This window comes from uncultured Hyphomicrobium sp., from assembly GCF_902826555.1.
Taxonomy (GTDB): domain Bacteria; phylum Pseudomonadota; class Alphaproteobacteria; order Rhizobiales; family Hyphomicrobiaceae; genus Hyphomicrobium_C.
The window spans coordinates 1-25,613 of sequence record NZ_CADEFI010000013.1 but is presented as its reverse complement, the minus strand read 5'-3'; the positions used below and the strand labels follow the sequence as shown (position 1 = coordinate 25,613).

22 protein-coding genes and 1 riboswitch are annotated in these 25,613 nt (G+C 65.7%); of the genes, 8 read left to right on the top strand and 14 right to left on the bottom strand.

Annotated elements, in window-relative coordinates; all coding sequences use genetic code 11:
* Positions 1–73 precede the first annotated feature (73 nt).
* Positions 74–152: riboswitch (SAM riboswitch) on the bottom strand.
* Positions 153–299: 147 nt separating this feature from the next.
* Complete coding sequence (locus QZV93_RS07810) at positions 300–1,436, top strand: 2'-deoxycytidine 5'-triphosphate deaminase (protein WP_295557370.1); 1,137 nt, start codon at positions 300–302, stop codon at positions 1,434–1,436.
* Between the two features lie 74 nt (positions 1,437–1,510).
* Here the strand turns inward: QZV93_RS07810 and QZV93_RS07805 are convergent, their stop codons facing one another.
* Positions 1,511–1,855, bottom strand: coding sequence for a helix-turn-helix domain-containing protein (locus QZV93_RS07805; protein ID WP_295557369.1), 345 nt, complete (start codon positions 1,853–1,855; stop codon positions 1,511–1,513).
* Positions 1,856–2,013: 158 nt separating this feature from the next.
* Here QZV93_RS07805 and QZV93_RS07800 point away from each other — a divergent pair, with 158 nt between their 5' ends.
* Both QZV93_RS07800 and QZV93_RS07795 read left to right on the top strand, forming a co-directional pair.
* A complete protein-coding gene (locus tag QZV93_RS07800; protein ID WP_295557368.1) occupies positions 2,014–2,787 on the top strand; it encodes an SDR family oxidoreductase in 774 nt (257 codons plus the stop codon).
* Positions 2,788–2,850: 63 nt separating this feature from the next.
* A complete protein-coding gene (locus tag QZV93_RS07795) occupies positions 2,851–3,624 on the top strand; it encodes an SDR family oxidoreductase (RefSeq protein ID WP_295557366.1) in 774 nt (257 codons plus the stop codon).
* Positions 3,625–3,717: 93 nt separating this feature from the next.
* Here the strand turns inward: QZV93_RS07795 and QZV93_RS07790 are convergent, their stop codons facing one another.
* The 7 genes from QZV93_RS07790 to dapD form a co-directional block, all read right to left on the bottom strand.
* Positions 3,718–4,431 carry an MIP/aquaporin family protein gene (locus tag QZV93_RS07790; RefSeq protein ID WP_295557365.1) on the bottom strand — a complete coding sequence of 238 codons (714 nt, stop codon included), beginning with the start codon at positions 4,429–4,431 and terminating at the stop codon, positions 3,718–3,720.
* Complete coding sequence (locus QZV93_RS07785; protein ID WP_295557363.1) at positions 4,428–4,949, bottom strand: arsenate reductase ArsC; 522 nt, start codon at positions 4,947–4,949, stop codon at positions 4,428–4,430. Before QZV93_RS07785 ends, QZV93_RS07790 begins: the two co-directional genes overlap by 4 nt.
* Before the next feature lie 11 nt (positions 4,950–4,960).
* Complete coding sequence (locus tag QZV93_RS07780) at positions 4,961–5,299, bottom strand: metalloregulator ArsR/SmtB family transcription factor (RefSeq protein WP_295557361.1); 339 nt, start codon at positions 5,297–5,299, stop codon at positions 4,961–4,963.
* Between the two features lie 75 nt (positions 5,300–5,374).
* Positions 5,375–6,547 carry a succinyl-diaminopimelate desuccinylase gene (dapE, locus tag QZV93_RS07775; protein WP_295557360.1) on the bottom strand — a complete coding sequence of 391 codons (1,173 nt, stop codon included), beginning with the start codon at positions 6,545–6,547 and terminating at the stop codon, positions 5,375–5,377.
* An 87-nt stretch (positions 6,548–6,634) separates the two neighbouring features.
* Positions 6,635–7,084 (bottom strand): DUF805 domain-containing protein, encoded by a 450-nt coding sequence (locus QZV93_RS07770; protein ID WP_295557358.1) that lies wholly within the window; start codon positions 7,082–7,084, stop codon positions 6,635–6,637.
* Between the two features lie 9 nt (positions 7,085–7,093).
* Positions 7,094–7,819 (bottom strand): hypothetical protein, encoded by a 726-nt coding sequence (locus QZV93_RS07765; RefSeq protein WP_295557357.1) that lies wholly within the window; start codon positions 7,817–7,819, stop codon positions 7,094–7,096.
* A 71-nt stretch (positions 7,820–7,890) separates the two neighbouring features.
* Positions 7,891–8,727 (bottom strand): 2,3,4,5-tetrahydropyridine-2,6-dicarboxylate N-succinyltransferase, encoded by an 837-nt coding sequence (gene dapD, locus QZV93_RS07760; protein WP_295557355.1) that lies wholly within the window; start codon positions 8,725–8,727, stop codon positions 7,891–7,893.
* Between the two features lie 229 nt (positions 8,728–8,956).
* Between dapD and QZV93_RS07755 the strand changes: the two genes are divergently transcribed.
* Positions 8,957–9,448, top strand: a complete 492-nt coding sequence (locus QZV93_RS07755) for a hypothetical protein (protein WP_295557353.1) — start codon at positions 8,957–8,959, stop codon at positions 9,446–9,448.
* Here the strand turns inward: QZV93_RS07755 and QZV93_RS07750 are convergent.
* Positions 9,445–10,107, bottom strand: a complete 663-nt coding sequence (locus QZV93_RS07750; RefSeq protein ID WP_295557352.1) for a TlpA disulfide reductase family protein — start codon at positions 10,105–10,107, stop codon at positions 9,445–9,447. The two genes, QZV93_RS07755 and QZV93_RS07750, sit on opposite strands and share 4 nt — an antisense overlap.
* A gap of 67 nt (positions 10,108–10,174) precedes the next feature.
* Between QZV93_RS07750 and argH the strand changes: the two genes are divergently transcribed.
* The 4 genes from argH to QZV93_RS07730 all read left to right on the top strand — a co-directional run bounded on the left by argH (position 10,175) and on the right by QZV93_RS07730 (position 16,147).
* The gene (gene argH / locus QZV93_RS07745) at positions 10,175–11,560 is read left to right on the top strand and encodes an argininosuccinate lyase (protein WP_295557460.1); all 1,386 of its coding nucleotides are present in this window, start codon (positions 10,175–10,177) and stop codon (positions 11,558–11,560) included.
* A 72-nt stretch (positions 11,561–11,632) separates the two neighbouring features.
* Positions 11,633–11,833 carry a lipoprotein gene (locus QZV93_RS07740; RefSeq protein ID WP_295557350.1) on the top strand — a complete coding sequence of 67 codons (201 nt, stop codon included), beginning with the start codon at positions 11,633–11,635 and terminating at the stop codon, positions 11,831–11,833.
* Positions 11,834–11,964: 131 nt separating this feature from the next.
* The gene (gene lysA, locus QZV93_RS07735; protein ID WP_295557349.1) at positions 11,965–13,236 is read left to right on the top strand and encodes a diaminopimelate decarboxylase; all 1,272 of its coding nucleotides are present in this window, start codon (positions 11,965–11,967) and stop codon (positions 13,234–13,236) included.
* A gap of 208 nt (positions 13,237–13,444) precedes the next feature.
* Positions 13,445–16,147 carry a TIGR02302 family protein gene (locus QZV93_RS07730; RefSeq protein WP_295557347.1) on the top strand — a complete coding sequence of 901 codons (2,703 nt, stop codon included), beginning with the start codon at positions 13,445–13,447 and terminating at the stop codon, positions 16,145–16,147.
* An 18-nt stretch (positions 16,148–16,165) separates the two neighbouring features.
* On the opposite strand, the gene QZV93_RS07725 is transcribed toward QZV93_RS07730, so the two are convergent.
* From QZV93_RS07725 to QZV93_RS07705, 5 genes are all read right to left on the bottom strand, one after another.
* Positions 16,166–16,813 (bottom strand): VWA domain-containing protein, encoded by a 648-nt coding sequence (locus tag QZV93_RS07725; protein ID WP_295557346.1) that lies wholly within the window; start codon positions 16,811–16,813, stop codon positions 16,166–16,168.
* Positions 16,814–17,094: 281 nt separating this feature from the next.
* On the bottom strand, positions 17,095–18,051 hold the full coding sequence (locus QZV93_RS07720; protein WP_295557345.1) for a hypothetical protein: 957 nt from the start codon (positions 18,049–18,051) through the stop codon (positions 17,095–17,097).
* Between the two features lie 101 nt (positions 18,052–18,152).
* On the bottom strand, positions 18,153–19,223 hold the full coding sequence (locus QZV93_RS07715; protein WP_295557344.1) for a poly(3-hydroxybutyrate) depolymerase: 1,071 nt from the start codon (positions 19,221–19,223) through the stop codon (positions 18,153–18,155).
* A gap of 136 nt (positions 19,224–19,359) precedes the next feature.
* Complete coding sequence (pbpC, locus tag QZV93_RS07710) at positions 19,360–21,540, bottom strand: penicillin-binding protein 1C (protein ID WP_295557343.1); 2,181 nt, start codon at positions 21,538–21,540, stop codon at positions 19,360–19,362.
* A 9-nt stretch (positions 21,541–21,549) separates the two neighbouring features.
* Positions 21,550–25,613: alpha-2-macroglobulin (locus QZV93_RS07705; protein ID WP_295557342.1), on the bottom strand; the 4,064-nt coding region annotated here is incomplete at its 5' end.

Below are 25,613 nucleotides of genomic sequence, written 5' to 3'. Positions count from 1 at the left end.
CCGAAGCGATCATGGCCACAAAAAAACCCGGCTGTCCTCCCCGCTGCAACGAGCCAGGGCGGACCAGTTGCCGGGTCACGCTCATGGGCCCTCTTTAGCGAGTTGTTTAACGTGGCTGCAAGCCGGCCGGCCAAATCACCACGATCGCGTTTTGCTGGGACCGACGATTCACGAGTCAGATTGGTAGGATCTGACGCAATCGTGGTCCTGCCGCCGCGATAAGATCGGGATTAGCCCCTCCGGGCTCTTGGCGTCAAGGGGCGCTTCGTCTAGAGCCAACGCGTAGAGGAGTGCTGCGGATGTCCAAAACCCAGAAAATCACCGTGTCCGAGGTGGATTCGCTGCTTGGCGTCGCGGCGCCGGACGGCATCCTGCCGGTGCAGGCGATCCGGGCTCTGGTGTCTGCAGGTGCGCTCAAGAGCGCCGAGCCGTTTGCCGCCGGACAGATTCAGCCCGCGAGCGTGGACCTGCGCCTCGGGCCGCGCGCCTATCGCGTGCGCGCGAGCTTCCTGCCGGGCCCCGGCGGATCGGTGGCGTCGCGGCTCGAAGACCTCAAGTTGCACGAATTCGACATCGAGAATGGGGCGGTGCTCGAGACCGGCTGCGTCTATGTCGTGCCGCTGCTCGAAAGCCTGGCGCTCCCGCAGACTATCGCCGCCTCCGCCAATCCGAAGAGCTCGACGGGGCGGCTCGATGTGTTCACGCGCGTGATCGCCGACGGCGTGTCGGCATTCGATCTGGTGCCAGCCGGGTATCGCGGTCCGCTCTATGCCGAGATTTGTCCGCAGACTTTTCCGATCGTGGTGCGCAAAGGATCGAAGCTGTCGCAGCTGCGCTTCCGGCTCGGCAATCCGCGCGAGACCGATGAGGGGTTGTTGCAGCTTCAGTCGCGAGAGACGCTGGTTTCCGGAGCGAAGGCGGACATTCAAGACGGTATCGCGCTGTCGGTCGATCTGGCCGGCGACGGGAACGGTTTGGTGGGGTACCGCGCCAAGAGGCACACGGGCGTGGTCGACGTCGACAAGCCGGGGGCATGCGCGGTCGCTGACTATTGGGAGCCCGTGCGTGCGGACGCAAAGCGGAGGCTGATCCTGGATCCGGATCAATTCTATATCCTGGCCTCGAAGGAAGCGGTGCACATCCCGCCCACGCATGCGGCGGAGATGATGCCGTTCAATCCGCTGGTGGGTGAATTCCGCGTGCACTACGCAGGCTTCATGGATCCCGGCTTCGGCCATTCGGCGGCGGGCGGAGCGGGGTCACGCGTGGTCCTGGAAGTGCGCTCGCACACGGTGCCGTTCATTCTCGAGGACGGGCAGATCATCGGCCGGCTCGTCTACGAGCGCATGATGGAGGTGCCTGAAGTGCTTTACGGGCGTGAGCTCGGCAGCAACTACCAGGCGCAGGGGCTGAAGCTCTCGAAGCATTTCAAGTAGGCCTGCCGAGCAGGTCGTTCCGCGAACCGCTCCGATCGTCATCCTCAGGACAAGCCCGAGGATGACAGTGTGTGCTAGTCATCGCTTTGCGTGTCGGGGCAGACGAGGGGCTTGGACGCGGCGAGGATTGCGCGGAGGACGCCGGGAAAGCGTTGCTCGATCTCGGCGCAGCGAAGCGTGTTCACGACCTCGGTGCCGCGCCGCTCGGAGCAGATGAGGCCGGCCTCACGCAAAATCTGGAAGTGATGCGACTGCGTCGATTTCGGCAGGTGCTGGGGTGCGGCGGCCGAGCAGTTGAGCGGGCAATCGCCGCCTACGAGCCGGCGCACGATCTCCAGGCGCACGGGATCCGCCAGCGCATAGAGAATGCTCTCCAGTTTCAGCTCGTCCAGCGTTGGGTGCAGCAGGGGTCTTTTCATGGCTCAAGATATGGCAACTGTGCTGGCCTAATTCAATAGTTCGAAAGTCTTGAACTTACGTAATTGATCCCTATCTCAGCGTTGTCCGAAGGCCTCCGAGGCGGACAGGCCCACCCCGTGCTTAGGATTATCACATTGGAAAATATGGAGAAAGTTCTATGTCCCGTCCCCTTGAAGGTAAAATCGCGCTGGTCACGGGTGCAAGCCGCGGCATCGGCCGGGCTATCGCGCAGCGCCTCGCTGCTGACGGCGCCCTGGTCGCGGTCCACTATGGAAAAAGCAAGTCCGCGGCCGACGTCGTCGTCGCGGGCATCACGGCGAAAGGCGGCGCGGCCTTCGCCATCGGCGCGGACCTGGCCGCCAAGGATGGCGTAAAGACGCTCTACGCCGCATTCGACAAAGAGGTGCAGGCGCGAACGGGGGCGACCAAGTTCGACGTGCTGGTCAACAACGCGGCCATTGCGCCGTTCGCGACCTTCGAGGCGACGACGGAAGCGGCGCTCGACGAGATCTATACCGTCAACGTGAGATCGCCGTTTCTGATCACGCAGGAAGGCGCCAAGCGCCTGCGTGACGAGGGACGTGTCGTTTTCATTTCGAGCGGCGTGGTGCGTACGCCGGTTCCGGATGCGGCCGCCTATTCGATCCTCAAGGCGCCGATCGACAACCTGACCAAGGTCCTGGCGGTGGAACTCGGACAGCGATCGATCACCGTCAATGCGGTTGCGCCGGGCGTGATCGACACCGACATGGCGGCGGCGTTCGCGCGCGATCCGGCCGCGGCCGAGTTCGTGAAGAGCAAGCAGTCGCTGAAGCGCATCGGGCAGCCTGACGATATCGCGGAGGTAGTGGGATTTCTCGCAGGCGCCGGGGGCCGCTGGGTGACCGGGCAGGTCGTCGAAGCGTCGGGCGGCACCGGTCTTGTCTTCTGAGCTTTTTTTGCAGGGCGCCGCAGAAGCGGCTTCGCATGGCACAACACTTGGAGAAGACTCGTCATGTCTCGTTCTCTTGAAGGCAAGATTGCTTTGGTTACGGGCGGAAGCCGCGGCATCGGCCGGGCGATCGCCGAACGGCTCGCCGCTGACGGTGCGCTGGTTGCAGTCCACTACGGAAAGAACAAGTCTGCTGCCGATGACGTCGTGGCGGCAATCGGCGCCAAAGGAGGGAAGGCGTTCGCCCTCGGCGCGGATCTCGCGGCCAGGAACGGCGTGAAGACGCTCTACGCCGGTCTCGACAAGGAACTCAAGGCGCGCACGGGATCGACGCAGTTCGATATCCTCGTCAACAACGCGGGCATCGCGCCGTTCGTCGGTTTCACCGATACGACCGAAGACGTGCTGGACGAAATCTACGCCGTCAACGTGCGCGCGGTGTTCTTTTCCACGCAAGAGGCCGCGAAGCGACTTCGCGACGGCGGGCGCGTGGTAAACCTTTCGAGCGAGGTGGCGCGCGCGCCTGCGCCGGCACTTGCCGCCTATTCGGCATTGAAGGCGCCAATCAACAATCTCACGAAATCGCTTGCCGTCGTGCTTGGCGAACGCGCGATCACAGTCAACGCCGTGGCGCCGGGCGCTATCGACACCGACATGGCCGCTGCGCTGGTCAGCGATCCTGCGACGGTCGAGCATCTCAAATCTCAGCAGGCGCTGAAGCGAATCGGCCAGCCAGAGGACATCGCAGATGCGGTGGGCTTCCTGGCCAGCCTGGACGGGCGATGGGTCACCGGGCAGACGATCTACACGTCAGGTGGCGCCTTCCTGACCATCTAGCGTCTTGGAGGCTCCGGCCTTGGCCGGAGTGACGGAGCTGGCAGTCACCAGCGTTCCCCGGAGGTGGCTGCTCGCTATCTCCCTGGCGCTCCGTCACTCTCGCATCATGGAGCAACCCTGCTCCGCATGGACGGCGGGCGTCTCTCGCGGGATCAGGGCGCGTGCCATCGCGAGCCCGCAGACTGCGCCGACGATCTGAGCCGTGAGGAAGCCCGCGACATCCTCGGGCCGGATGCCAGAGAATGTGTCGGTCAGGCTTCGCGCGAGCGTGACCGCGGGATTGGCGAACGACGTCGAGGCGGTGAACCAATAGGCAGCAGTGATGTAAAGGCCGACGCTCGTGGCGACGGCCTGCGGTCTTGCCCTGAGCGTGAGAAGGATCACCAGCACGAGCCCGAACGTTGCGACGCCTTCCGAAAAGGACTGCGCGAAGCCGTCGCGTATCTTTCCCGATACCTGTAGGAGCGGCGTGGCGAACATTGCGTGCGCGACCATGACGCCCACCACGGCGCCGACCAGTTGCGCGGCAGCGTATGCCAACGCTTCCATTCTCCCGATCTCCTGCCGCACCCAGAACACGAGGGAGACCGCGGGATTGAGATGGGCACCCGATATCGGGCCCAGCATCGTGATCAGCACCACCAGCATGGCGCCGGTCGGTAGCGTATTGCCGAGCAGCGCGATGGCATCGTTACCGCCCGCCAGGCGGTCGGCCATGATCCCCGAACCGACGACGGTCGTCAGAAGGAGCGCGGTGCCGAGCGCTTCGGCGGTGAGCTTCCGTCGGAGAGAGGCGACCGGACTCACTTAGCCGGTTCCGCGGATGACGTGCGGTGGCGTCCGATCTCGTCGAGCCGCTGCTGCAGCGAGAGCCCGTCCAGCGAGGCCAGCGGCAACGAGGTGAAGACGCTGATGCGCTGGTACAGCATGCGGTGAGTATCGGCAAAGGCGAAGCGCCGTTCGCTTTCAGTGCCTTCTGCTGCGGATGGATCCGGGACGCCCCAATGCGCGCTGACCGGCTGGCCCGGCCATACCGGGCATACTTCGTTCGCCGCGTTGTCGCACACGGTGAACACGAAATCCAACCGGGGCGCATCGGGTGCCGCGAATTCCTCCCAGGATTTCGATCGCAAGCTCGTGGTATCGTAGTTGAGCTGACGCACGAGATCCAGCGCGTAGGGATGTACACGGCCGCTCGGTTGACTTCCGGCGCTGTAGCCTTTGAAGCGGCCGTTGCCGAGGCGGTTCAAGATGCTTTCAGCGATGATCGAGCGGGCTGAATTATGTGTGCACAGGAACAGCACATTGAGAGGTGTGCTTGTCATTTCGATTTCCCTTACTTCGAACACACGGAGCGAATTTTCTTGAAGGTGGCGCCGCAGAGCTCCGGCTGGCCCCGGCAGCAGTCGTCGACGAGATATGCGAGAAGCTGACGCATACCTTCGATGTTCACCGCGTAGCGCACGAAGCGTCCGTCGCGCGTGCCGAAGATGAGGCCGGCACGATCGAGCTCCTTCAGATGAAAAGATGCGGCGGTTGCGCTCGCCTCGACCGCATCGGCGATCTCGGACGCCGGAAGCCCATTCGGCCCCTCGGCGACGAGCATTCGAAAGATGCGCAGGCGTTGCGGGTGCGCCAGCGCGGCGAGCGAGGTTACGGCTTGGGTCTCATTCATAATTCAATAATACAAGAACTATTGAATTATACAAGGGCCTGATGCGAGGTGGCTCAGGCTGCGTGCGAGCGACTGCTATTTCGTGCCGAAGTAGGTGGTGAGGAAGCGGGCGTAGATCGCCGTCAGCTTCTCGAGGTCGGCAAGGGACACGTGCTCGTCGACGGCATGGATGGTCTTGTTGACGAGGCCGAACTCGACGACGGGGCAGACGTCCTTGATGAAGCGGGCGTCCGAGGTGCCACCGCCGGTGGAAAGCGCGGGCGTGCGGCCGGTCTCCGATTTGATGGCTGCGCTCAGCGTTTCGACAAGCACGCCGGGTTTGGTGAGAAACACGTCGCCCGTTCCTGAAAATTGGAGATCATAGCGCGCGCCGACGGTTGCGGCGGCGGTCTCGCATTGCTCGCGCACCCACGTCTCGATCGTGGGCCGGCGCCAGGTGTCGTTGTAGCGAATGTTGAGGGTCGCGCGCGCTTCGGCAGGGATGACGTTCGCCGCCGTGTTCGGGACCGAGATGACCGTCACCTGCAGGTTTGACGGTTCGAAATGCTCGGTGCCGCGATCGATCTCGGCCGACGACAGGCGGTCGAGAATGCGCGCCAGCTTGGGGACCGGGTTGTCTGCCTTCTGCGGATAGGCGGCATGGCCTTGCCGGCCGTGCACGACGATCTCGGCCGTCAGCGATCCGCGGCGGCCGATCTTGATCTCGTCGCCGAGGGCTTCGGGATTCGACGGCTCGCCGACGATGCAGGCATCAAGCGTCTCGCCGCGCGATCGCAGCCAGTCGAGCACCTTCGTCGTGCCGTTGATGGAGGGCCCCTCCTCGTCGCCGGTGATCAGGAACGAGATCGAACCGGGGAGCTTGCCGTCGTTTGCTGCGAGGTGGCGGAGTGCGGCGGCGACGAAGCAGGCGACGCCACCCTTCATGTCGACCGTGCCGCGGCCATAAAGTGTTTCACCCCGGATCTCGCCGGCAAAGGGCGGGGCGGTCCAAGCGGCGAGGTCACCCGGCGGCACGACATCCGTGTGGCCGGCAAAGCAGAGATGCGGCGCCGATGTGCCGATGCGCGCGTACAGGTTCTCGACGTCGGGCGTCCCGGGCTCGGTCATGACCATGCGATAGCAGGTAAAGCCAGCTGCTCCGAGCACGTGCTCGAGGAGCGACAGCGCGCCGCCTTCTGCGGGCGTCACGCTTTCGCAGCGGACGAGCGCTTGCGTCAGGGCAATGGGATCGGTGGGGTCGGTCAACATCGGGCGGCTGTTGCGAAAATCCAGCGCGAGACATAGACGCTCGGGCCCGCAACCGCAATCACAGCCTTCGGGCGGGCCTCGATGTGACTAAGCCAGGGCAAGCGGATCGGGGCCGTGGCGGTTCGGGCCATCGGCGCCGCGAACGAAGCCGTTGTCGATGACCACGGCCAGCACAATGACGGCGATGATCCAGAATACCACGCCGCCGGCACCCCGAGCGCCGAAGCCGATCTCGAAGCCGGCGTACGGCGCAACCAGATTGAGCGCGTTGGCTGCAGTGGAGGCGGGGGCGACCCAGGAGGGCCAATCGCGGTCGTTGCAGCGTTTGACGGTGATGGCCGTGAGCGGGAAGAGCAGCATCAACTGCCAGATGGTGTCGGGCACATTCGCCGGCGGGATGTCTTCAGCGGTGAAATATTCGGGGTTCAGGATCAAGCCGCCGCCGATGTTCAGCACCGCGAAAACGATCAATCCGATCCACCAGGGCTTACGGCTGATGCGTCCGCGAAACGTGGTCAGGAGCGGCAAAAGTCGCATGCGCCGTTCTCAGCTGCGAGGCCCCAATGCGTCGCTCGCCGGGCGGGTCGGCATGCGGTCCTGGATCAGCTCGATCTTCTGCCAGATCTTCTGACTCATGTGCGCCGTCAGCCGCTCGATGTCGCCTACGGCATCGAGGATCGCCGGATCGCGCAGTTTGTCGCCGTAGAGAGCAGCGACTTTGCTCGCCAGCGCGAGGAGCTCCGAGCAATAGCCGAGGTAGCGCAATAGCTCGTTAGGTGTCATGCCCCGGTTAGGCGAGGACGACGTGCGCGGCGCGCCGAGCGCGCTCGGATCCTTGGTGAGTTGGTGCATGTCGATGACGTGGATGATCGAGCGCACCTCGTGGAGGGATTTCAGCGCCCGGTCGCGGCGCCAGCGGCCCTCGAGCGACCATATGAACAGCGCAAGGCCGGCGAAGACGATGATCAGGCTGGTTGCCGAGTCGACGCCCTGCATGATGTTCGTCAACTCGGCCGAGGTCTCGAGCCCGCGTGCCTTCCAGGCGAGCCAGGCCATCAACGCGATACCCCCGCCAATGACGAGGCCGGCAAGGATACGTAGCGTGTAATTGGGGGTGGCGATGTCGGCGATGCCGGCGGAGGTGCGCTGCGTGATCTCGATCAGGTTGCGGCCGACACGCTCGAGCCCGGAGCCGGGGAAGCGCTCGCCGATGCGGCGGGCGAGCGTCTCCAGCGTGCTGATGATCTTGTCGGGATCGAGCGTGTGATACATGGCGGGCCCGTCGACGTGGCTGCCTCTTACCCTAACCCTCTCCCCGCAAAGCGGGGAGAGGGAATGACGGGTCAGTCGCGCAGAAGCTCGTTGATGGAGGTTTTGGAGCGGGTCTTCTCGTCGACGCGCTTGACGATGACGGCACAATAGAGGTTCGGGCCCGGCTCGCCGTTGGGAAGGGGCTTGCCCGGCATGGATCCGGAGACGACGACCGAGTAAGGCGGAACCTTGCCGAAGTGCTTCTCTCCGGTGGCGCGGTCGATAATGGTCGTGGAGGCGCCGAGATAGACGCCCATGGAGAGCACCGAGCCCTCGCCGACCTGAACACCTTCGGCCACCTCGGCGCGGGCGCCGATGAAGCAGTTGTCCTCGATGATGACCGGGCCGGCCTGTAAGGGCTCCAGTACGCCGCCGATGCCGGCGCCGCCCGAGATGTGGCAGTTCTTGCCGATCTGGGCGCAGGAGCCGACGGTGGCCCAGGTGTCGACCATGGTGCCGGAGTCCACGCGGGCGCCCAGGTTGACGAAAGCCGGAAGCAGGACGGCGCCGGGGGCGATATAGGCCGAGCGGCGAACAATGGCGCCCGGCAGCACGCGGAAGCCGCCCTTCTTGAAGTCATCGGCGGTCCAGCCCTCGAACTTGGGGGGCACCTTGTCCCAATAGAACGAGCCGGCGGGGCCACCCGAAATGAGGCTCATGTCCTCGAGACGGAACGACAGCAGGACGGCCTTCTTCAGCCATTGATTAACAACCCATTCGCCGCCCTTCTTCTCGGCGACGCGGGCTTCACCCTTGTCGAGCGCTTCGAGGGCGGCGTCCACGGCGTCGCGCACGGGGCCTTTGGTTGCGGCGGTGATGCCATCGCGGGTTTCCCAGGCCGCCTCGATTGTCGATTGAAGGTCGCTCATTTGCGGTCATGCCCCTAATTTTCTTGTCCGGAGGCGTTCTTGGCGGTCCGGCCGGGGGCTTGTCAATGATCAGGCGGCGTCCGCTCCAAGATCCTTAGGGCATTCAGCGCACGGCAAACCTGGCGTTAACACGATTGGTCTAATCTTACGGATGTGGCCGGTCGGGGCGGTCGCGCGCCGACGCCCGTGCACGAGAGCGAATTTTGTATTGCGTAAAGGGGTCATCTCAGTGGGAAGAACCCAGGATCTCGGTGCCAGAGGCCCGAACAGCGTCGTCACGGCAGGCCCGTGGAATGGACGCGACAGCTACATCGCTGAGACCGCCGTCACACTCGATCGCCTGACGGCAAAGATCGAGCGGCTCGAGCAACGCGAGGAAGCGCTCAAGGCGCGCGTCGCGGAGCTGATCGAGCATGCGCAACAGGCGAGCCGCCTGCAAGCGCTTGCGGAAAGTCTCAGGAACTCAAGAGACTATAAGCTCGATGAGATCATCAGGCAGGTGAAGGATACGCGTGGCCGTCTCGATGCAATCGAAGGGCCGCGCTCCGAATATGCTGCGCTTACGTACCGGAGCTTCATCGCGGTCGACCGCAAGCTTGCCGAGATTTCGGCGTCGCTGACACGCAGCGCGCGGTTTGCGGGGTGGTTGCAGGCCAGTGGAGTCGTGATCGGCCTCGTCGCGGTGACGGCCGGCGCGCTGTTCGCCGGGCGCGTGTTCTAGTTCGCGGCGGTTCCCAAGGTTTCCGACACGAGGTGCTTTGCGGCCTCGGAATCCCATTCCGCGGGGCCCGGCAAGCGTCCGATCTCGCGGCCTTCAGGGTCAATCAGGATGGTCGTCGGCATGCCGACAGCCCTGAGCGCCGATCCCGAGCGCGTGGTCGGATCGGCATAGAGTGCAAGCGATTTCACGTTGATGCCGTCAAGAAACTTGCGGGCGGCCTCGAGCCCGGTGCGGTCGACGGCGAGCGCGACCACCTGGAACTTGTCGGAGCCCAAGTCCTGCTGCAGCCGGTCCAGCGACGGCATCTCCTCGCGACAGGGTGCGCACCAGGTGGCCCAGAGGTTCAAAAGCACCGTTTTGCCGCGGAAGTCCTTGAGGGTCCTCGGTGCTCCGGTGCTATCGACGAAATTAACCTCTCCGATGGGCTCGGGCGTCTTCTTGTAGACGAAAGCCGGAAGGCCGGGCGCGCGGCGGTGGGCGGAAGCGTCGGCGGTCTCCTTTTTGGGGGCCGGGGCCGCAGTTTCGGAGCCGGCGGTGTTGTCAGGCCGGCCAAGCGTGCCGTATACCGCCGCAAAGCCGACAAGAGCCGCTAGGGCGGCCAGGGCCACCACGGTCGCGAAGCTCGTTCCGGGCGCGCCGGTCGGGGTGTCGTTGTTCATTTTACTACTTCCGATCGTCAGGGTCTCGCGGAGGGCCCGTCCCGTGACAGAGAAAAACGCCAACAAGATGTGGGGTGGCCGGTTCGCTGCCTCGCCCGCCGAGATCATGGAGGAGATAAATGTCTCGATCTCCTTCGACAAGGAGCTTGCACCGCAAGACATCCGCGGCTCCAAGGCGCACGCGGCGATGCTGGGCGAGACTGGGATCATCACGAAGAGCGATGCGCGCGAGATCCTGAGGGGGCTCGACCAAGTGGCTGCCGAGATCGCGGACGGCAGCTTCACCTTCTCGCGGGCGCTCGAAGACGTGCACATGAACGTCGAGAGCCGGCTCAAGGAGCTGATCGGCGCGCCGGCCGGACGGCTGCATACGGCACGCTCGCGCAACGATCAGGTGGCGACCGATTTCCGGCTGTTCGTCAGGGATGCTGCGGACGGCATCGTGCGGACTATCGGGGACCTGCAGGCGGCGCTGGTGGCGAAGGCCGAGACGCACGCGGCGACGGTGATGCCGGGCTTCACGCATCTGCAGCCTGCGCAGCCGGTGACGTTCGGCCATCATCTCCTGGCCTATGTCGAGATGCTCGGGCGCGACCGGGGGCGCTTCGTGGATGCCCGCCGCCGGCTCAACGAATGTCCGCTGGGCTCGGCGGCGCTGGCCGGAACGTCGTTCCCGATCGACCGCGCCAAGACGGCCGAGGTGCTGGGCTTCGACCGGCCGATGGCCAATTCGCTCGACGGAGTGGCGGATCGGGATTTCGCGCTCGAGGTGCTGGCGGCGGCTGCGATCACGGCCGTGCACCTGTCACGCTTCGCCGAGGAGATCGTGCTCTGGATGACGCCGCAGTTCGGTTTCATCCGGCTTTCCGACCGCTTCACGACCGGCTCGTCGATCATGCCGCAGAAGCGCAATCCGGATGCTGCCGAGCTGGTGCGGGCCAAGGTCGGCCGCATCGCCGCGGCGTTCCAAGGTCTTCTGATGGTCATGAAAGGGCTGCCGCTCGCCTACTCGAAGGACATGCAGGAGGACAAGGAAGCGACCTTCGATGCGCTGGCATCGCTCCGGCTGGCGCTGGCGGCGATGGCAGGCATGGTCGGGGATCTCGAGCCCAACAAGGAGGCCATGCGGGCTGCGGCAGGCCGCGGGTACTCGACGGCGACCGATCTCGCCGATTGGCTGGTCCGGGAGCTCAAAATGCCGTTCCGGGACGCCCACCACGTGACCGGAGCCATCGTGAAGGCGGCCGAGGAGCGGGGATTGGAGCTCGAAAAAGTGCCGCTCGACGCCATGCGGGCCATCGAGCCGAAGATCTCGGACGCCGTTTACTCTGTTCTTTCCGTGGAGAATTCCGTAAAATCACGGAGGAGCTATGGGGGAACTTCGCCACAGAACGTCGCGAAAATGGCGCGGGCGTGGGCTCGGCGCTTGGAAAAGGAGGGCGCCGGGCGCTAAAATCCGCCCGGTTTCCCTGTTAGCCGTCGGATCCTCCGCGGTTTTGCCGGGTAGGCTTGAGGTTAGATCGAGATGACGCGTTTTATCCGCGCTGCCATGGCCGCTTCCGCGCTGGCGTTCACGCTCAGCGCCTGTGGCGTGCGTGGCGGTCTCGAAAGCCCGCAGGAAGCCAAGGCCGAGCCGACGGCCGAGGCCCAGTCGGGCGAGGGCAAGCCCGAGGGCGCCGCGCCCAAGCCGCACAAGGGCTTCGTCCTGGACGGCCTGCTGCGCTAGCTCTGGCGTCGTACGCCCGGCGAATTCGCCTTTCCCGCTTTCAAGACGGTGGCTCCTGCCGCTATAGGTGCGTCGCCGCTTGGGCTCGAGGGCCCGAAGCGATTCCTGTCTAGCCCGGACGCGCCTCGCCCATGCACCATTTCGACTACAGAGACGGCGTGCTGCACGCCGAGGACATCCCCCTTCCGCGGCTGGCGGTCGAGGTCGGAACGCCGTTCTACTGCTACTCCACGGCGACGCTCGAGCGACACTATCGGGTGCTGGCCGAGGCTTTCGCCGGACAGGACGCGGTCATCTGCTTTGCGGTGAAGTCCAACTCCAACCAGGCCGTGCTCAAGACCATGGCTCGTCTCGGGGCCGGCATGGATGTCGTTTCCGAGGGCGAACTTCGGCGTGCACGGGCGGCCGGGGTGCCGGCGGAGAAAATCATCTTCGCCGGGGTCGGCAAATCGCGCGAGGAGATGGCGTACGCCCTTTCGGAGGGAATCTTCAGCTTCAACGTCGAAAGCGAGCCGGAGCTCGTGGCGCTCTCCGAGGTTGCGGAAGGGGCCGGCGTTCAGGCGCGGGTGGCGATCCGCGTCAATCCGGATGTCGACGCCAAGACGCACGCCAAGATCTCGACGGGAAAGAGCGAGAACAAGTTCGGCATTCCCTATCTCGCTGCCATTCCCCTCTATGAGAAGGCGCGACGTTTGCCGGGGCTCGACGTGTCGGGCATCCACATGCATATCGGCAGCCAGATTACGGATCTGGCGCCGTTCCGCGATGCGTTCCGGCTGATGCGCGATCTCGCGCTCGAGCTTCGGCGCGAGGGACACGCGATCCATCATCTCGACATCGGCGGTGGGCTCGGCGTGCCGTATCGCGGCTCGAACGAGGTGCCGCCGCATCCGGACGAGTACGCGATGCTGGTGCGCGAGACGCTCGGCGATCTCGGGGCGCGGATCTATCTCGAGCCGGGCCGCATGATCGTCGGCAATGCGGGCCTTCTCGTCACGCGCGTGCTGTACGTGAAAGACGGGGCCGGAAAGCGGTTCACGATCGTGGACGCGGCCATGAACGACCTTATCCGGCCGACGCTTTACGAAGCCTATCACGAGGTGTGGCCGGTGCTGATGTCGCGCCTGTCCGGCCCGCGTGTGATGCAGGATATCGTGGGACCGGTGTGCGAGACGGGCGACTATCTCGCGGTGGAGCGGGAGCTGCCCGCCTTCGAAGCCGAGGAGCTGGTCGCGGTTATGACGGCCGGCGCCTATGGGGCGGTGATGTCGTCGACGTACAATACGCGGCTGCTGGTGCCGGAGGTGCTGGTCAATGGGCACGAGTTTGCCGTCGTGCGGCCGCGCCCGTCCTATGACGACCTGATCGGCCTCGACCGCCTGCCGTCCTGGCTCGCGGGCTAGCGATACGCCCTCGATGCCGTGATGCGAAGCATGGCTCCGCCGTGACGTTTTCCCGACATAGGTCGGGACGCACGCATGTCCGCGAGGAGCACAAGTTCCGCGATTTTCTAGGCGCTTAGCGGCGCTTCCGGATCGCGCGTGCCATGGGGAACGTTAGCGGATTTTAATGAAGGGCGCTGTTCGCCCATGCTAGGCTCGGCCCATGGAGATGGATCAGGGACCCCGGACAGCCGACCGCTCGTTCGAGCGCAAGGTTTGGCGCGCGCGTGTCGCGATCGTGCTCGAGCAGCTTTGGCTCAAGCTCTGGGTTGTTCTCGGCGTGTTCGCGGCCTTTGTGCTGGCGTCGTACGCCGGCCTCTGGACGGTGCTGCCGACGGTGGTGCACGTCGCGCTGCTGGGGCTGTTTGGCCTGGCGCTCGCTGCCGCGCTCGTGTCCATGGTGCGCGTCACGTGGCCGACCCGCGAAGACGCCATCCGGCGCATCGAGCGTGTTTCGGGCGTGCCGCATCGGCCCGCCACGTCCTACGAAGATACCGTCAGCGCGCCGTCGTCGGATCCGGCGACACACGCCATCTGGCAGGCGCATCGCGCGCGGATGGCCGCGCTGCTCGCCAAGCTCAAGGCCGGCAAGCCGCGGCCCCGGACCGATCGTTTCGATCCGTTCGCGGTTCGCGCCGGGCTGCTGCTCGGTCTCGTGGGCCTGACAGCGCTGCTTGGAGACGGCGTCTATGAACGCGTGCGCGGCGCCTTCGTCTTCGGTGCGGCGTCGGCGAAGTCGGAAGCCCGCCTCGACGCGTGGCTGACGCCGCCTGCCTATACCGGTCGGCCTCCGGTAATGCTCGCCGACGGGGCTCGTGGCGTGAAGGCGCCACCCGCCGGTGCCGATGGCGCGGTCAAGACATCCGGACCCGAGGTTCCAGCCAAGAGCGTGCTCATCGTCCGCGCCGGCGGCATGGGGTCGACGCCGCTGGCCATCGAGGTCGAGCCGATGCTTCCGCCCGGCGAACGGTCCGCCGTGGAGCGTGTGGATGCCGATCCCGCCAAGGATGTCGGCGACCTCAAAGAGGTGCGCTACAGCATGACGCGCTCGGCCATCGTGCGTGCGCTGGCCGGCCGAACGGAGCTTGCGCGCTGGCAGATCGTGGTGACGCCGGACGCGCTTCCCAGGATCTCGCTGTCGCGGCCGCCGGAGCTTACGCCGCGTGGATCGCTCAAGCTGACCTACAAAGTCGAGGACGATTACGGCGTGGCGTCTGCGGGCGTGAAGCTCAAGAAACTCGCCGATCCGCCGCGCGATGCGAAAACGGCATGGGCTCAACCGGAACCGCCTCGCGGCCCGCGCGCGCCGTTGATACGGCCGCCGCGGCTCGATTTGCGTTTGCCGAAGCCCAATGCGACCTCGGCCGAGGCGCACACATATTTCGAGATGGCCTCGCATCCGTGGGCCGGGCGCAAGGTCATCATGACGCTCGAAGCCAAGGACGTCGCCGGACAGATCGGACAGAGCCCGGGCTTCGAGATGATCCTGCCGGAGCGCCAGTTCAAAGATCCGCTGGCGCGGGCCATCGTCGAGCAGAGAAAGAAGCTTCTCGAAGACAGCCGCTACCGGCCGACGGTGATCCACGCGCTCGATGCACTGACGCTCGGGCCGGAGACCTTCACGGTCGACGAGAAAGTCTATCTCGGACTTCGGACGGCGCGCCACCGGCTCATGAACGATCGCACGCGGGCGGCGTTTCAGAGCGTTGTCGATCAGCTGTGGCAGATCGCGCTCAAGATCGAGGACGGCGATCTCTCGGAAGCGGAGCGCGCGCTCAAGGACGCGCAGGACAAGCTCGCCAAAGCGCTCGAGGACGGCGCGTCCGAAGAGGAGATCAAGCGCCTGATGCAGGAGCTCAGGCAGGCGCTCAACGAGTTCATGAAGCAGCTTGCGCAAGAGAACGATGGCAACCAGCAGCAGGAGGGCCAGAATCCCGACCAGCAGACGCTGGGGCAGGATGATCTCGAGCGCATGATGCGCAATCTCGAGGAGATGGCTAAGAGCGGCTCACGCGAGCAGGCTCAGCAGATGCTCTCTGAAATGCAGGATCTCATGGAGCGTTTGCAGTCTGGCCGGCAGGACCAGGCGCAGCAGCAGCGCAACCAAGAGATGATGAAGATGATGGAAGAGCTGGGCAACATGGTCGGTGACCAGCAGCAGCTCATGGACGAGACGTTCGGCAAGCAGCGAGAGGAACCCCAGGACAGCGGTAAAGGCGGCAGCAATCGCAAACCCCCTCCCAACATGAAGGGCATGGGCGAGGCAGGCGGAGGGCAAGGCTCGGGAGCGCCGCCCGGTCAGTCGCAGCAAGGGCAACAACGCGGCCAGCGTGGGCAACCGCAGCAGGGAGCTCAAGGCCAGCAAGGCCAGGGCGATCAGCTCGGCCAAGGCAACGACCGGCAGGGCGGTCTCGAAGATCTGACCCGGCGCCAGCGCGAGCTGAAGAATCGCCTCGGACAGATGCAAAAGAACATGCGCGAGAAGGGCGGCCCGTCGAGCCAGCAGCTTCAGGACGCCGAGGGCGCGATGCAGAGTGCTGAGGAAGCGCTGGGACGCGGCGACCTCCAGGAGGCGACCGAGCAACAGTCGCGCGCGCTCGATCAGATGCGTCAAGGCGCGCAGAACATGGCGCAAGAAATGATGCGGAACATGCCGCAGCGCTATGGCCAGTCCGGCGATACGCCGCGCGATCCGCTCGGCCGCCCGCAGCGCACGCAGGGACCGGATCTCGGCACGTCCGTCAAGGTTCCGGATCAGATCGACGTGCAGCGGGCGCGGGAAATTCTCGAGGAGCTGCGCCGCCGCCTCGGCGAGGCAACGCGCGCTCCCGTCGAGCTCGACTATCTCGAACGCCTCTTGAGGCGCTTCTGATCTAGCGGAGGGGCCGCCTTACCGGTGGCAGGCGTGCGTTTCGATGGCGGCACCGGCCGGCCGGCATTGCGAAAGCGTCGCGAAGCGGCGCTGTGCGCCCTGCGTCAGAAATGGGCACCCCAGCGTTTGCCTTAAGGCCTTGATCAGCTGATCTTCGGTCGAAACAGCGAAATAACTTCCGCCCGTCGCGTCGGCGATGCATCGGGCTTTGAAGTAGTCGACACCGCCTCCGCCCTCCCTGTAGCCGATAACGTGAACCGTCACGTCGAGACCGGATTTTTCAAGTTGGGTGCCGAGCGCACACGGATCACCTCCGCAGGTTTCCTCGCCGTCCGTCACGAGGACAATGACTGCCGGTTGTTGTCTGAAATCGAGCGCTTCTGCGGCCTGCCGAACCGACTCCGTCAGCGGTGTCCGGCCTCGTGGATTGATCGTTTCGACAATGCCCAGAAGCTGATCGGCTGCGTTGGCGGTGGGCCTCATGTGCAGCTGGATCGCATTGCAATCGTCGTACGCACCTTCGCCATATACGATCAGCCCGAGCCTTCGCACCGGCGCCACTTCGGGCACGACCACCCTAAGCGATTGCTTGAGCCGGGCAATTCGGGGAACCTTCAGTGCGTAGTCGGTGGTGCCCATCGAGCCCGACGCATCGAAGACGATCATTGCATCCGATTGACAAGCTTTGGTGTCGTCGCCAGACGAGGCCGATGTGCATGTTAGTATGAGGCACGCGCAAGCCAGCGCGATGACCCGGTAGGGTGTTAGCAGAGACATGGACGCTCCCAGTTGCCCGGAGTCGGCAAAACTAGTTCCGCGCGCGATATCCCGTAAGGCAGCGGATTGCCCGTTTAAGTCGGGCACCGCTCACGGTCTAGACCGAGAATAGTTCCCGCATCGCCTTCGAGTTATTTGTGGGATCGCTTCGACCGATTGCGCAAACAGATCTACGGAGCGGCCGCGGGTGCAGAACGGATGCCAAGGCCGAAGATGCCTTGATGGCTTGCGAGCGTGGTCGTCAGGCGACCGCTCGGCGGCTCGGTGCCGGAAAACCAATTCTTGAGCTGACTCCAGAGGTCGAGCGGAAGCCAGGCGCCGTCACGCTCGGAGAGCGGCATGGTGTAGGGCGCGAACGTGAACTTGTATTCGAAGAAGTAGGAGACGCGCTCGGTCCGCAGCTCGATGCCGACGAGGGCCTGTGCCACGGCTCCGGCAACCTGGTATTCGTAGGTCCGCGTCTCGGATTTGGCGAACTGGACCTCGGAATGGGGGAGGGTCACGCCGGCGCCGAGCCCGACATAGGGCTGTACGCGCGGCAGGCCTGCGAGCCGAATGAGCCCATTCAGCGTCAGCATATTGTGGCCGTGGCTCGCCTCGAGCTTGCGGAAGATGTCGCGCAGGCGGGCGCGCTCGGGTGCCGGTGCGCCGTTGAGCGTGCCGGTGAAAGCCGTATCCTCGTCCAGGCGCGCGAGGGTTTTCGAGTGCGTGAAGTCGAGCATGGTGCCGATGCGCGCGCCAGCTCCGAAACGCACGATGCGGGCGCCGTAATAGATCGGGTTGACGAAGGGCTTGCCGTCCCACTGCACGTCCTTGGCGGTGAAGTCGTGCACACCCGGTTTTTTGACCGACACGTCGCTCGGGTAGGTGTAGGGCACGCCGCCGTAGCCGGCGAACATCAGCTCGCTGCCCGACGTCGTGCTCGAGCTCGAAGATTGTGCGGAGCCGGCGGCGCGATCCGAGTGCGCGCCGTCGGTCGACTGCTCGGTGACGATCGGGACGGTCACGGCTGCGAGGGCGATGAGCGCGAAAATGGCTGAGAGGGTTTCGGCTCGCCGGATGTCCGGTTTCGGGCTGACGCCGCGCGAAAGCTCGGACGTCCAGACGGCGCCTGTCGCGACTTGCATCCTGTTTTCCCTCGTTATCGGCGGCGGAATTCAGTACCGGATCGTGCCGCCCGGCTCAATACCGAGCATGGCCGCAGCCGAATTTCCCAGCTTGATCCGGATCAAGGGCGGGGTTTTTGGAGCTGTTCCAGCATGCGGTAGACGACCTCGATCTGAGGGGCGTCGCGGGTCAGATAGTTTTCGCTGGTATAGCCCCACCAGTCCCAGCAGCCCTGGGGGTTGACGGGCGATGCTTCAGCCTCGGGAAACAGGATGATGAAGGCATTTCCGTCCGCCCAGTTGGCGTAACCGGACTCGCGGATGAAAGCCTCACCGGCGGTGGCTCGGTTCTGGGTGCAGCCGTGATAGGCGATGTGCACGCGGCAGGTGGCGTCCTTGGCGCACGTCGGCGGAATGTAGACGACGCCGCGCTCCTCCATGCCGTGATTGGGGATGTCCTTGAAGAAGGCCTGCTGGTCGAATTCCTGGAAGACACCTGCGGGCGCCGATACGCGCGGGGCGAGCTCGCCGTAGATCCGCTTCAAAACCTCGCCGGCCTGATCGTAGTCGCAGTCGACGACATAGGGCTTGCCCGTGTCCTCGCAGGCCAGCCCTTCATCGCCGGTGACGAACGCATGGCCGGCAGGAAGACCGGAGACGTAGGTCAGATTGCTTTCGGGGAGACCTAAGCGCTCGTAGTAGTCGTAGGCCGCGGCGACGATGGAGGGTACGACGGTGCGATCGTTGGTGCCGGAGAAAAGGTAGACGCGGTCGGTGACGAGACTGTCCAGCGGATCGATGCGTCCGGCGGCGGCAAGCTTCCGGGTCCGCTCGGCAAGGAGCTGAGTGTCCGGAATGCCCCAGACGGCCAGCGCATTCAACATGCAGCCGTTGATGGCCTTGGAGAGATTGAGGAAGGCCAAGCCGGGTCCGGTCATCACATCGGCGAACGCGCTTTCGGCGCAGCCGTACGGGCCGCCCGCGATGATGGCGGCGCCCGCCACGATCTTGGAATGGGCGATCTGGAACTGGCCGGCCATGTAGGCGCCGGAGGAAATGCCGGACACGGACGTCTCGGAGATGTTTGCGGCGAGGGCCGGGAGGGGGGCGGCGGCCGGAGCCTCGGCGCGGCACGGTGAGGCTGCGAGCAGGGCGATCGTCAGGACTGCAATGCTCGCCGGCGCCGCCCGCATCAAGTTTTCCCTTCGCTCTTGGAGAGCCGTATCTTGTTCGCCCGTTCGGCGACGCCGCGCGAACCCCATCGCTGATGCGTCGGTGAACCTTAGCGTGGCGAAGCCGGCATTGCCATGACGGCGATTTTCCCGTCCGTCAGCGCAGGCGAACCGTGACGCGATCGACGCGGCCTTTGGCGTCGATGACGGTCAGTTTGGCGAAACCGCGTCCGTCCGGCTGCCATTCCACCTCGCGCCGGAGCGGGTCGGAGGTCATGGGATTGCCGTCGATCATCCAGGTGAGCGGCAGTGCGCCGCCTTCGGCCTTTATGATCAGCGGCTCGGCCTCGCGCTCCTCGAGGTCGAGCTCGGAGCGGTCGGGCGGGAACGAGATCAACACCGGCGGCTCGCGGAAGGGTCCGGTCGCAATGGCGTCGTCGCTGGGCTCGCGAAATCGCTTGAGCGGCGGCGGGAGCGAGGCGCCGGTCGCCTTCACGACACCGGCTGGTGCCGAGCGGAACGGCGCCGTGCGCTCGGTGATGCGGGCGAACGCATCGAACAAGATCGGCGCGGCGCCGAAGCGGCCCATGAGGCCGGGCGTCGAGGCGCCGTCGGGGCGGCCGACCCACACGGCGACGACGTGGCGCCCGTCATAGCCTACGGCCCAAGCGTCGCGGTAGCCGTAAGACGTTCCCGTCTTGTAGGCGATGGTGCCGCCTTTTGCGTTGGGCGGGGGCGGTGCATCGCGCAGGATGTCGGTGACGTACCACGACGAGACCGGCGACAGCAGACGGCGGCGCGGGCCGCCCGGCGTCGCGGCGGGATCGTCAGCGTGCCAGCGCAATGCAATGGGCTCGCCGCCGCGGGCGAGACCAACGTAGAGCGACGTCAGGTCCTTGAGCGTCATTCCGAGACCGCCGAGTGCGATGGCGAGCGAGGGTTGCGCGTTGGCCGGCAATGCGGGGGCGATGCCGGCGCGACGGAAGCGGCCCATGAGGCGGCCGGGGCCGACCGCTGCCAGCACCTTGACGGCCGGTACGTTAAGCGAGTTGCCGAGCGCCTCGCGGATGCTCACCGTGCCGTAGAAGGCTTCATCGAAGTTCTCGGGCGTATAGGAGCCGAAGCGGGTGGGGCGATCCTCGATGAGAGTTTCGGGATGGGCGAGTCCCTGCTCGAAAGCGAGGCCGTAGATGAAGGGCTTCAAGGTCGAGCCCGGCGAGCGCACTGCGTCCGTCATGTCGATGGCGCCGAGGCGGTCGCTGTCTAGGTAGCCGGCGGAGCCGACGTGGGCGAGCACGTCGCCCGTCGTGTGGTCGACGACGAGCACCGCGGTCGAGAGCTTGGGCCCAAGAAGCTTCGTCTGCTCGGCGGCGAGCTTCTCGATGGCCAGCTGGATATCGCGGTCCAGCGTCAGCTTGTGGATCGTCTTGGCAGGGTATGCGGCGACCTCGGATTCGGAGAGGTGCGGGGCGAGCTTCAAGACCTCCAGACGCTGCTTCGGTATGCGCTCGTGCTTGGCCCGTTCGGCCTCGGCCTTTGGCAGCACGCCCTCCTCGACGGCGCGATCCAGCACGCGGTCGCGCGCCTTGCGGGCGGCTTCGCTGTTGCGATCTGGGCGACGGCGCTCCGGCGATTGGGGAAGGGCAACAAGCAGGGCCGCTTCGCCTGCCGAGAGATGCTTGGGCTCCTTGCCGAAGTAGGCGAGGGACGCGGCGCGCACGCCTTCGATGTTGCCGCCGAATGGCGCTAGCCTCAGGTAGAGTCGCAGGATCTCCTGTTTGGACAACTGCTCCTCGAGCTGGAGCGCGCGCGCGATCTGGCGCAGCTTGCCGGCGCCGGTGCGCTCGTGCTTGCCCTCGAGAAGGCGAGCGACCTGCATGGTCAATGTGGAGCCGCCGGACAGGATCTGTCCATGGCGCGCCAGAAGGTAGCCCGCACGCAAAAAGGCGAGATAGTCGACGCCGCCGTGCGCGTAGAAGCGCTTGTCCTCGAATGCCATCAGGATTTGGAGATAGCGCGGATCGACTTCGCTCACGTCCAGCGGAAGGCGCCAACGCCCGTCCTTGGTGGTGAAGGCGCGCAGGAGCCGGTTTTCGCGATCCAGCACCGTGACGGATTGGGCTTGCGCGGCCGCCAGCGGCAGCGGACCGATCTCTTTCTTGGCGATTTCCAAGGACACCGCTGCGGCGGTGACCACGAGGGTCACCGCCGCGACGGCGTAGGCGGCGAGCCGCAGAGGGCGTGGGAGTGGCGTTCTCCGTCGCGGGGGGGTGCGATCGGGGGTGGGGGAGAAGGCCTCCTCTGCGGCCCGCCGTTGCGTATGGAACGAGAAACGCATGTCCGTTCCTTATTTCGTCGGCTTGACGACGAGGGTGCCCGCGCCGGAGCGCGCATAGCGCTCAGGCCGGTACATGTCCTCGATGGTCGCGGCGGGGTGGACGAACGCGCCGGGCGTCACGGCGCGGACGATGTAGGCGACGGTGGCGGTGGCTGCCGGAGCGGGGCCGGCCTTTTTGGCTTCGGGTGCCGTCGCGGTATCGGAATTGCCCTCATCCGAACTGTCGCTGTCGCTCGCGGAGCTCTCCGAGTTGTCGCCGGAGTCGCTGTCGCTGCTCGAGCTCTCGGACGCCCAGAGATCGAAGGCCGCGACGAAGCGATCGTCCCGGAACTCCGTGTGCTCGGGGCGGCGCTTCGTTTTCAGCCAGTCGAGGGTGGCGATGTCGCCGGAGTCGACGAGGCGGGGGTTCTCGATCTCGAGTCCAGCGGGCAGGCGATCGACGAGAAGGACGCGGCCGGCGGCCTCGTCGCTCTCGATCTTGACCACGGCGACGAGGCGCTCGTTCTGCGCGATCTCGCTCTTGCCGCCGGTGGCGCTTTCGAGATCCACTTTCTCGCCCTCGAGCGTGTAGTAGCTGCGCTCGATCTTGAAGCCCTTCGAGATGGCGGGCTCGGGGGTGAGCGAGGCGCCGATCACGGTGACGACGGCATCGGTCGCCGTATCGCCGCCGTTCTCGATGGTGATGCCCTGCTCCAGCTCATCGGCCGACAGTGCGCGGATCACGGACCCGGTGACCGAGGTGCCATTGACCGCGAGCTTGGCGCCCTTTGCCTGCTCGCCGAGCGCGTGGGCGGCCAACAGCATCCACGCCTGCTCCTGCGTCGAAGTGTAGTTGCGGGCGAGGTAGGCCTTGGAGATGACGGTAACCAGACGCGGCGTCTCGGACTTCACGATGCCGGCTTCAGAGGCGAGCGTCACGAGAGCCGCGCCGTCGCGGATGTCTGAGCCGTAGTCGGAGCGGGCAAGACGCAGCTTGTCCTGCTCGGCAAACACGTCGAGGGCGGCCTTGAAGGCCGTTTCGGCGCGCTCCTTGTCGTTGACCATGGCAAGCGCGGCGCCGATCTGGGCCTTGGCGAGCGGCGTCGTGAAGCGGTCGAGGCGCGTGTCGGCGTAGTAGCGCAGCTCGCCCACCGGCGTGCGGCCGTTGCGGGCCAGTACGTAGAGGGCGTATGCGCGATCCTCGCCGCCGGAGGTGAAGTCCTCACCGTTCAAGGCGAAGTTCTGCAGGCGGTCGAGGGCCTGGTTGAAGGGAAGCTGGCGCACGTCGTAGCCCAACTCGCGAGCGCGGGTCAGGAAGTCGGTGACGTAGCTCGTGAGCCAGAGGTCGGCGTTGCCAGGACCCCAGCTGCCGAAGGCGCCGGAGCTATCCTGCATGTCGAAGACACGGGTGATGGCGCCGTTCACGCGCTCCTTCAGCTCCTTGTCGGCGCCGATGCCGATGCTCGCGGCGACGACGTTGGCGTATAGCAGGGGAAGCGCGCGAGAGACCGTTTGCTCGGCGCAGCCGTACGGATAGCGGTCGAGCGCGGTTAGGAGACCGGGAACGTCCATGGTGGCCGCTGGGCCGACCGAGAGGTTGACGCGCGTGCGATTCCTGATCAGACCGGCGACGAGATCCTTCGACAGCGTGAGCTTGCCGCCGTTGGCCGCGAGGGAGGCGACCGTGGTGCGCTTGATGTCGCCGGCCGGAGGCTTGACGTCGATAGTGAGGCGGCGGGAGACATCGATGCCGGCCGGGCCTGAGATGCGCACGTCGTAGGTGCGCAGACCGACGTCGGCGGGCTTGAACTTGACCTGGTGCGACTTGCGTTCGCCGTCCTTGAGGTCGATCGCCTTCTCGGCCAGCGATTTCTCGCCTTCGGTCTGGTCGAAGAGCTTGGCATTGTAGGTGCCGGCGGGCCCATCGACGTTGTGCAGAGAGAGGTCGACGAGCGCTTCGTCGCCGAGGGTGAGGAAGCGCGGCGCGGAGGCCGTCAGCGCCAGGCTGTCGCGGACGATGACATCGCCGGTGCCGTGGCCGACCTTGCTCTTCGTCCAGGCGACCGCCATGACGCGCACGGTGCCGTTGAAGCTCGGCAGCGCGAAGGTGACGTTGGCGGTGCCGTCGGGGCCTACTGTGACGATGCCCGAGTAATAGGACACCGTCTCCTCGACCGGTGGGCTGCCCTGGAGGCCCGGGTTCTCCATGCCGTCGCCGCCGGAGCGCAGCTTGCCGCGCTCGGCGCGCATGCCGTCGATCAGGCGGCCATAGAAGTCGCGCAGCTCGAGGGCGAGCTTGCGCTGGGCGTAGAAGTGCGCTTCGGGCGCGGGAACCTGGTAGCGCGTCAGGTTCAGGATGCCGACGTCGACGGCGGCGACCGTGACGCGGGCTTCCTCGCCGGCTTCTAGACCTTCGACCTTCACCGGAATGGCGAGCTCGGTCGCGCTCTTGACCTTGGCCTCGGTGGGGAGGCTGACCTTGAGCGTGCGCTTGGACTGGTCGACGCCGATCCAGCGCACGCCGATGGCGCGGCTCGGCATGCGTTTCGCGACCTCGTCCATCGGGCGATAGAGGAGCGCGGTGGCATAGGCGCCGGGGCCCCAGTTGTCGCCGACGGTGATGTTCACGTCGCCGCCACCTTTCGGCAGCTCGACTTCCTGAGTCGACAGAAGGCCGTTGCCGAGCACGGTGACGAGGGCCTTGCCGCCCTGCTTGGCGGCGATGCGCAGCTTTGCCGTCTCGCCCACCTGATAGGTGGCCTTGTCGAGGGCAACGTCGAGCATCTCGGGGCTCTCGGCCGTCTCGCCGCTGGTGTACCAGCCGGCGTTGAAGACGACGCTCGACAGCGTGCCGCCGGTCTCGGACGAGCTCACCTCGAGGCGATAGCGGCCGTAGTCGACGTCGGCGGAAATGGCGGCCGGCGTGCCGGCGGCGACGTCCACTTTGCCGTTGCCGATCTTGCGCGTGATGGTCTGGCTCTCGTAGGTCCAGTAGCCGTCACGGCGGTACCACTGCCACGAGCTGTCGAGACGCACGAGGTTCCAGTCGAGGCTGCCGGCGGCGGCCTTGCCGTTGCCATCGAGGAGGACGACCTCGAAGTTGGCTTTCTCGCCTTCGCCAAGCGCGGACGTTTCAAACAACGGCTTGATGCCGATGCGCGGCTCGCCAAGGTTGACGGGTACGGTGATCGAGCGCTCGATGGTGCGGCCGCCGGCTTCGCGCAGGCGGACGATGACATTGGCTTCGAGCGGCTTGGCCGTCTTGGTCACCGCGGGAAGCGCGACGGCGAGCGCGGCTTTGCCCTGCGCATCGGTTGCGGGAAGGTTCTCCAGCGGCTGACGCACGGGGCTCACGGTCTCGTCGGCCTGGCCGAAGCGATAGCCGGCGAAACCTTCGAGATCCTTGGCCGAGGGCTTGACGACGATGTCGCCCTCGAGCGCCATGTCGGCGGCGGGCGGTCCATAAAGGAAGCGGCCGGCGACATCGATGGTCTTTGTCTCCTCTGGCGCGAGGACGCCAGCGCCTTCGGTCAGCGTCATATCGAGGCGCTCAGGCACGTAGTCCTCGACGAGGAACGAGACTTGGGTGATGGCATCGGCGTTGGGATCGGCGTGCAGCCTTGCGCGCCAAGTGCCGGTCATGGCGCCGCCGCCGAGGGCGAGACGCAGTGTGCGTCCACCGAGCTCGGTTTCGGTCAGCGGATAGCGGCCGTGCTCGACGCCGTCGGGACGCACGACGATGAGGGTGGTGGGAAGCGTGGCGGCCGCGCCCGTAGCATCGCGTACGAGCGCAGTGACGTTGACCTCCTCGCCGGGACGGTAGACGCCGCGCTCGGTATAGAGGTAGCCGTCGAGCGGTCCTGGGGCGTCGCGGCCCTTCACGCCGCGGTCCGAAAGATCGAAGGCGTTGCTCGTAAGGTCGAGGAATGCGTACTCGCCGGTGGCGTTCTGGGCCACGAGGATTGCGGGCGCGTTGCCGCCTTCACCTTTCGACTGGCCGGCGTCGAAGCGGACGTAGCCGTTCTTATCGGTCTTGGCGGTGGCGAGTACCTCGTTGTTGCGGGCAACGAGGCGGACGGCCGCGTCGGTGATGG

What these genes read in the sequence shown, in the direction of transcription:
- QZV93_RS07805 (WP_295557369.1), bottom strand. Translation starts at nt 1,855, where the DNA reads ATGAAAAGACCCCTGCTGCACCCAACGCTGGACGAGCTGAAACTGGAG.
- dapD (WP_295557355.1), bottom strand. Translation starts at nt 8,727, where the DNA reads ATGAGCGACCTTCAATCGACAATCGAGGCGGCCTGGGAAACCCGCGAT.
- argH (WP_295557460.1), top strand. Translation starts at nt 10,175, where the DNA reads ATGTGGGGTGGCCGGTTCGCTGCCTCGCCCGCCGAGATCATGGAGGAG.
- QZV93_RS07730 (WP_295557347.1), top strand. Translation starts at nt 13,445, where the DNA reads ATGGATCAGGGACCCCGGACAGCCGACCGCTCGTTCGAGCGCAAGGTT.
- lysA (WP_295557349.1), top strand. Translation starts at nt 11,965, where the DNA reads ATGCACCATTTCGACTACAGAGACGGCGTGCTGCACGCCGAGGACATC.
- QZV93_RS07810 (WP_295557370.1), top strand. Translation starts at nt 300, where the DNA reads ATGTCCAAAACCCAGAAAATCACCGTGTCCGAGGTGGATTCGCTGCTT.
- QZV93_RS07765 (WP_295557357.1), bottom strand. Translation starts at nt 7,819, where the DNA reads ATGTATCACACGCTCGATCCCGACAAGATCATCAGCACGCTGGAGACG.
- QZV93_RS07740 (WP_295557350.1), top strand. Translation starts at nt 11,633, where the DNA reads ATGACGCGTTTTATCCGCGCTGCCATGGCCGCTTCCGCGCTGGCGTTC.
- QZV93_RS07715 (WP_295557344.1), bottom strand. Translation starts at nt 19,223, where the DNA reads ATGCGGGCGGCGCCGGCGAGCATTGCAGTCCTGACGATCGCCCTGCTC.
- QZV93_RS07750 (WP_295557352.1), bottom strand. Translation starts at nt 10,107, where the DNA reads ATGAACAACGACACCCCGACCGGCGCGCCCGGAACGAGCTTCGCGACC.
- QZV93_RS07800 (WP_295557368.1), top strand. Translation starts at nt 2,014, where the DNA reads ATGTCCCGTCCCCTTGAAGGTAAAATCGCGCTGGTCACGGGTGCAAGC.
- pbpC (WP_295557343.1), bottom strand. Translation starts at nt 21,540, where the DNA reads ATGCGTTTCTCGTTCCATACGCAACGGCGGGCCGCAGAGGAGGCCTTC.
- QZV93_RS07770 (WP_295557358.1), bottom strand. Translation starts at nt 7,084, where the DNA reads ATGCGACTTTTGCCGCTCCTGACCACGTTTCGCGGACGCATCAGCCGT.
- QZV93_RS07785 (WP_295557363.1), bottom strand. Translation starts at nt 4,949, where the DNA reads ATGACAAGCACACCTCTCAATGTGCTGTTCCTGTGCACACATAATTCA.
- QZV93_RS07725 (WP_295557346.1), bottom strand. Translation starts at nt 16,813, where the DNA reads ATGATCGTCTTCGATGCGTCGGGCTCGATGGGCACCACCGACTACGCA.
- QZV93_RS07720 (WP_295557345.1), bottom strand. Translation starts at nt 18,051, where the DNA reads ATGCAAGTCGCGACAGGCGCCGTCTGGACGTCCGAGCTTTCGCGCGGC.
- QZV93_RS07795 (WP_295557366.1), top strand. Translation starts at nt 2,851, where the DNA reads ATGTCTCGTTCTCTTGAAGGCAAGATTGCTTTGGTTACGGGCGGAAGC.
- QZV93_RS07780 (WP_295557361.1), bottom strand. Translation starts at nt 5,299, where the DNA reads ATGAATGAGACCCAAGCCGTAACCTCGCTCGCCGCGCTGGCGCACCCG.
- dapE (WP_295557360.1), bottom strand. Translation starts at nt 6,547, where the DNA reads ATGTTGACCGACCCCACCGATCCCATTGCCCTGACGCAAGCGCTCGTC.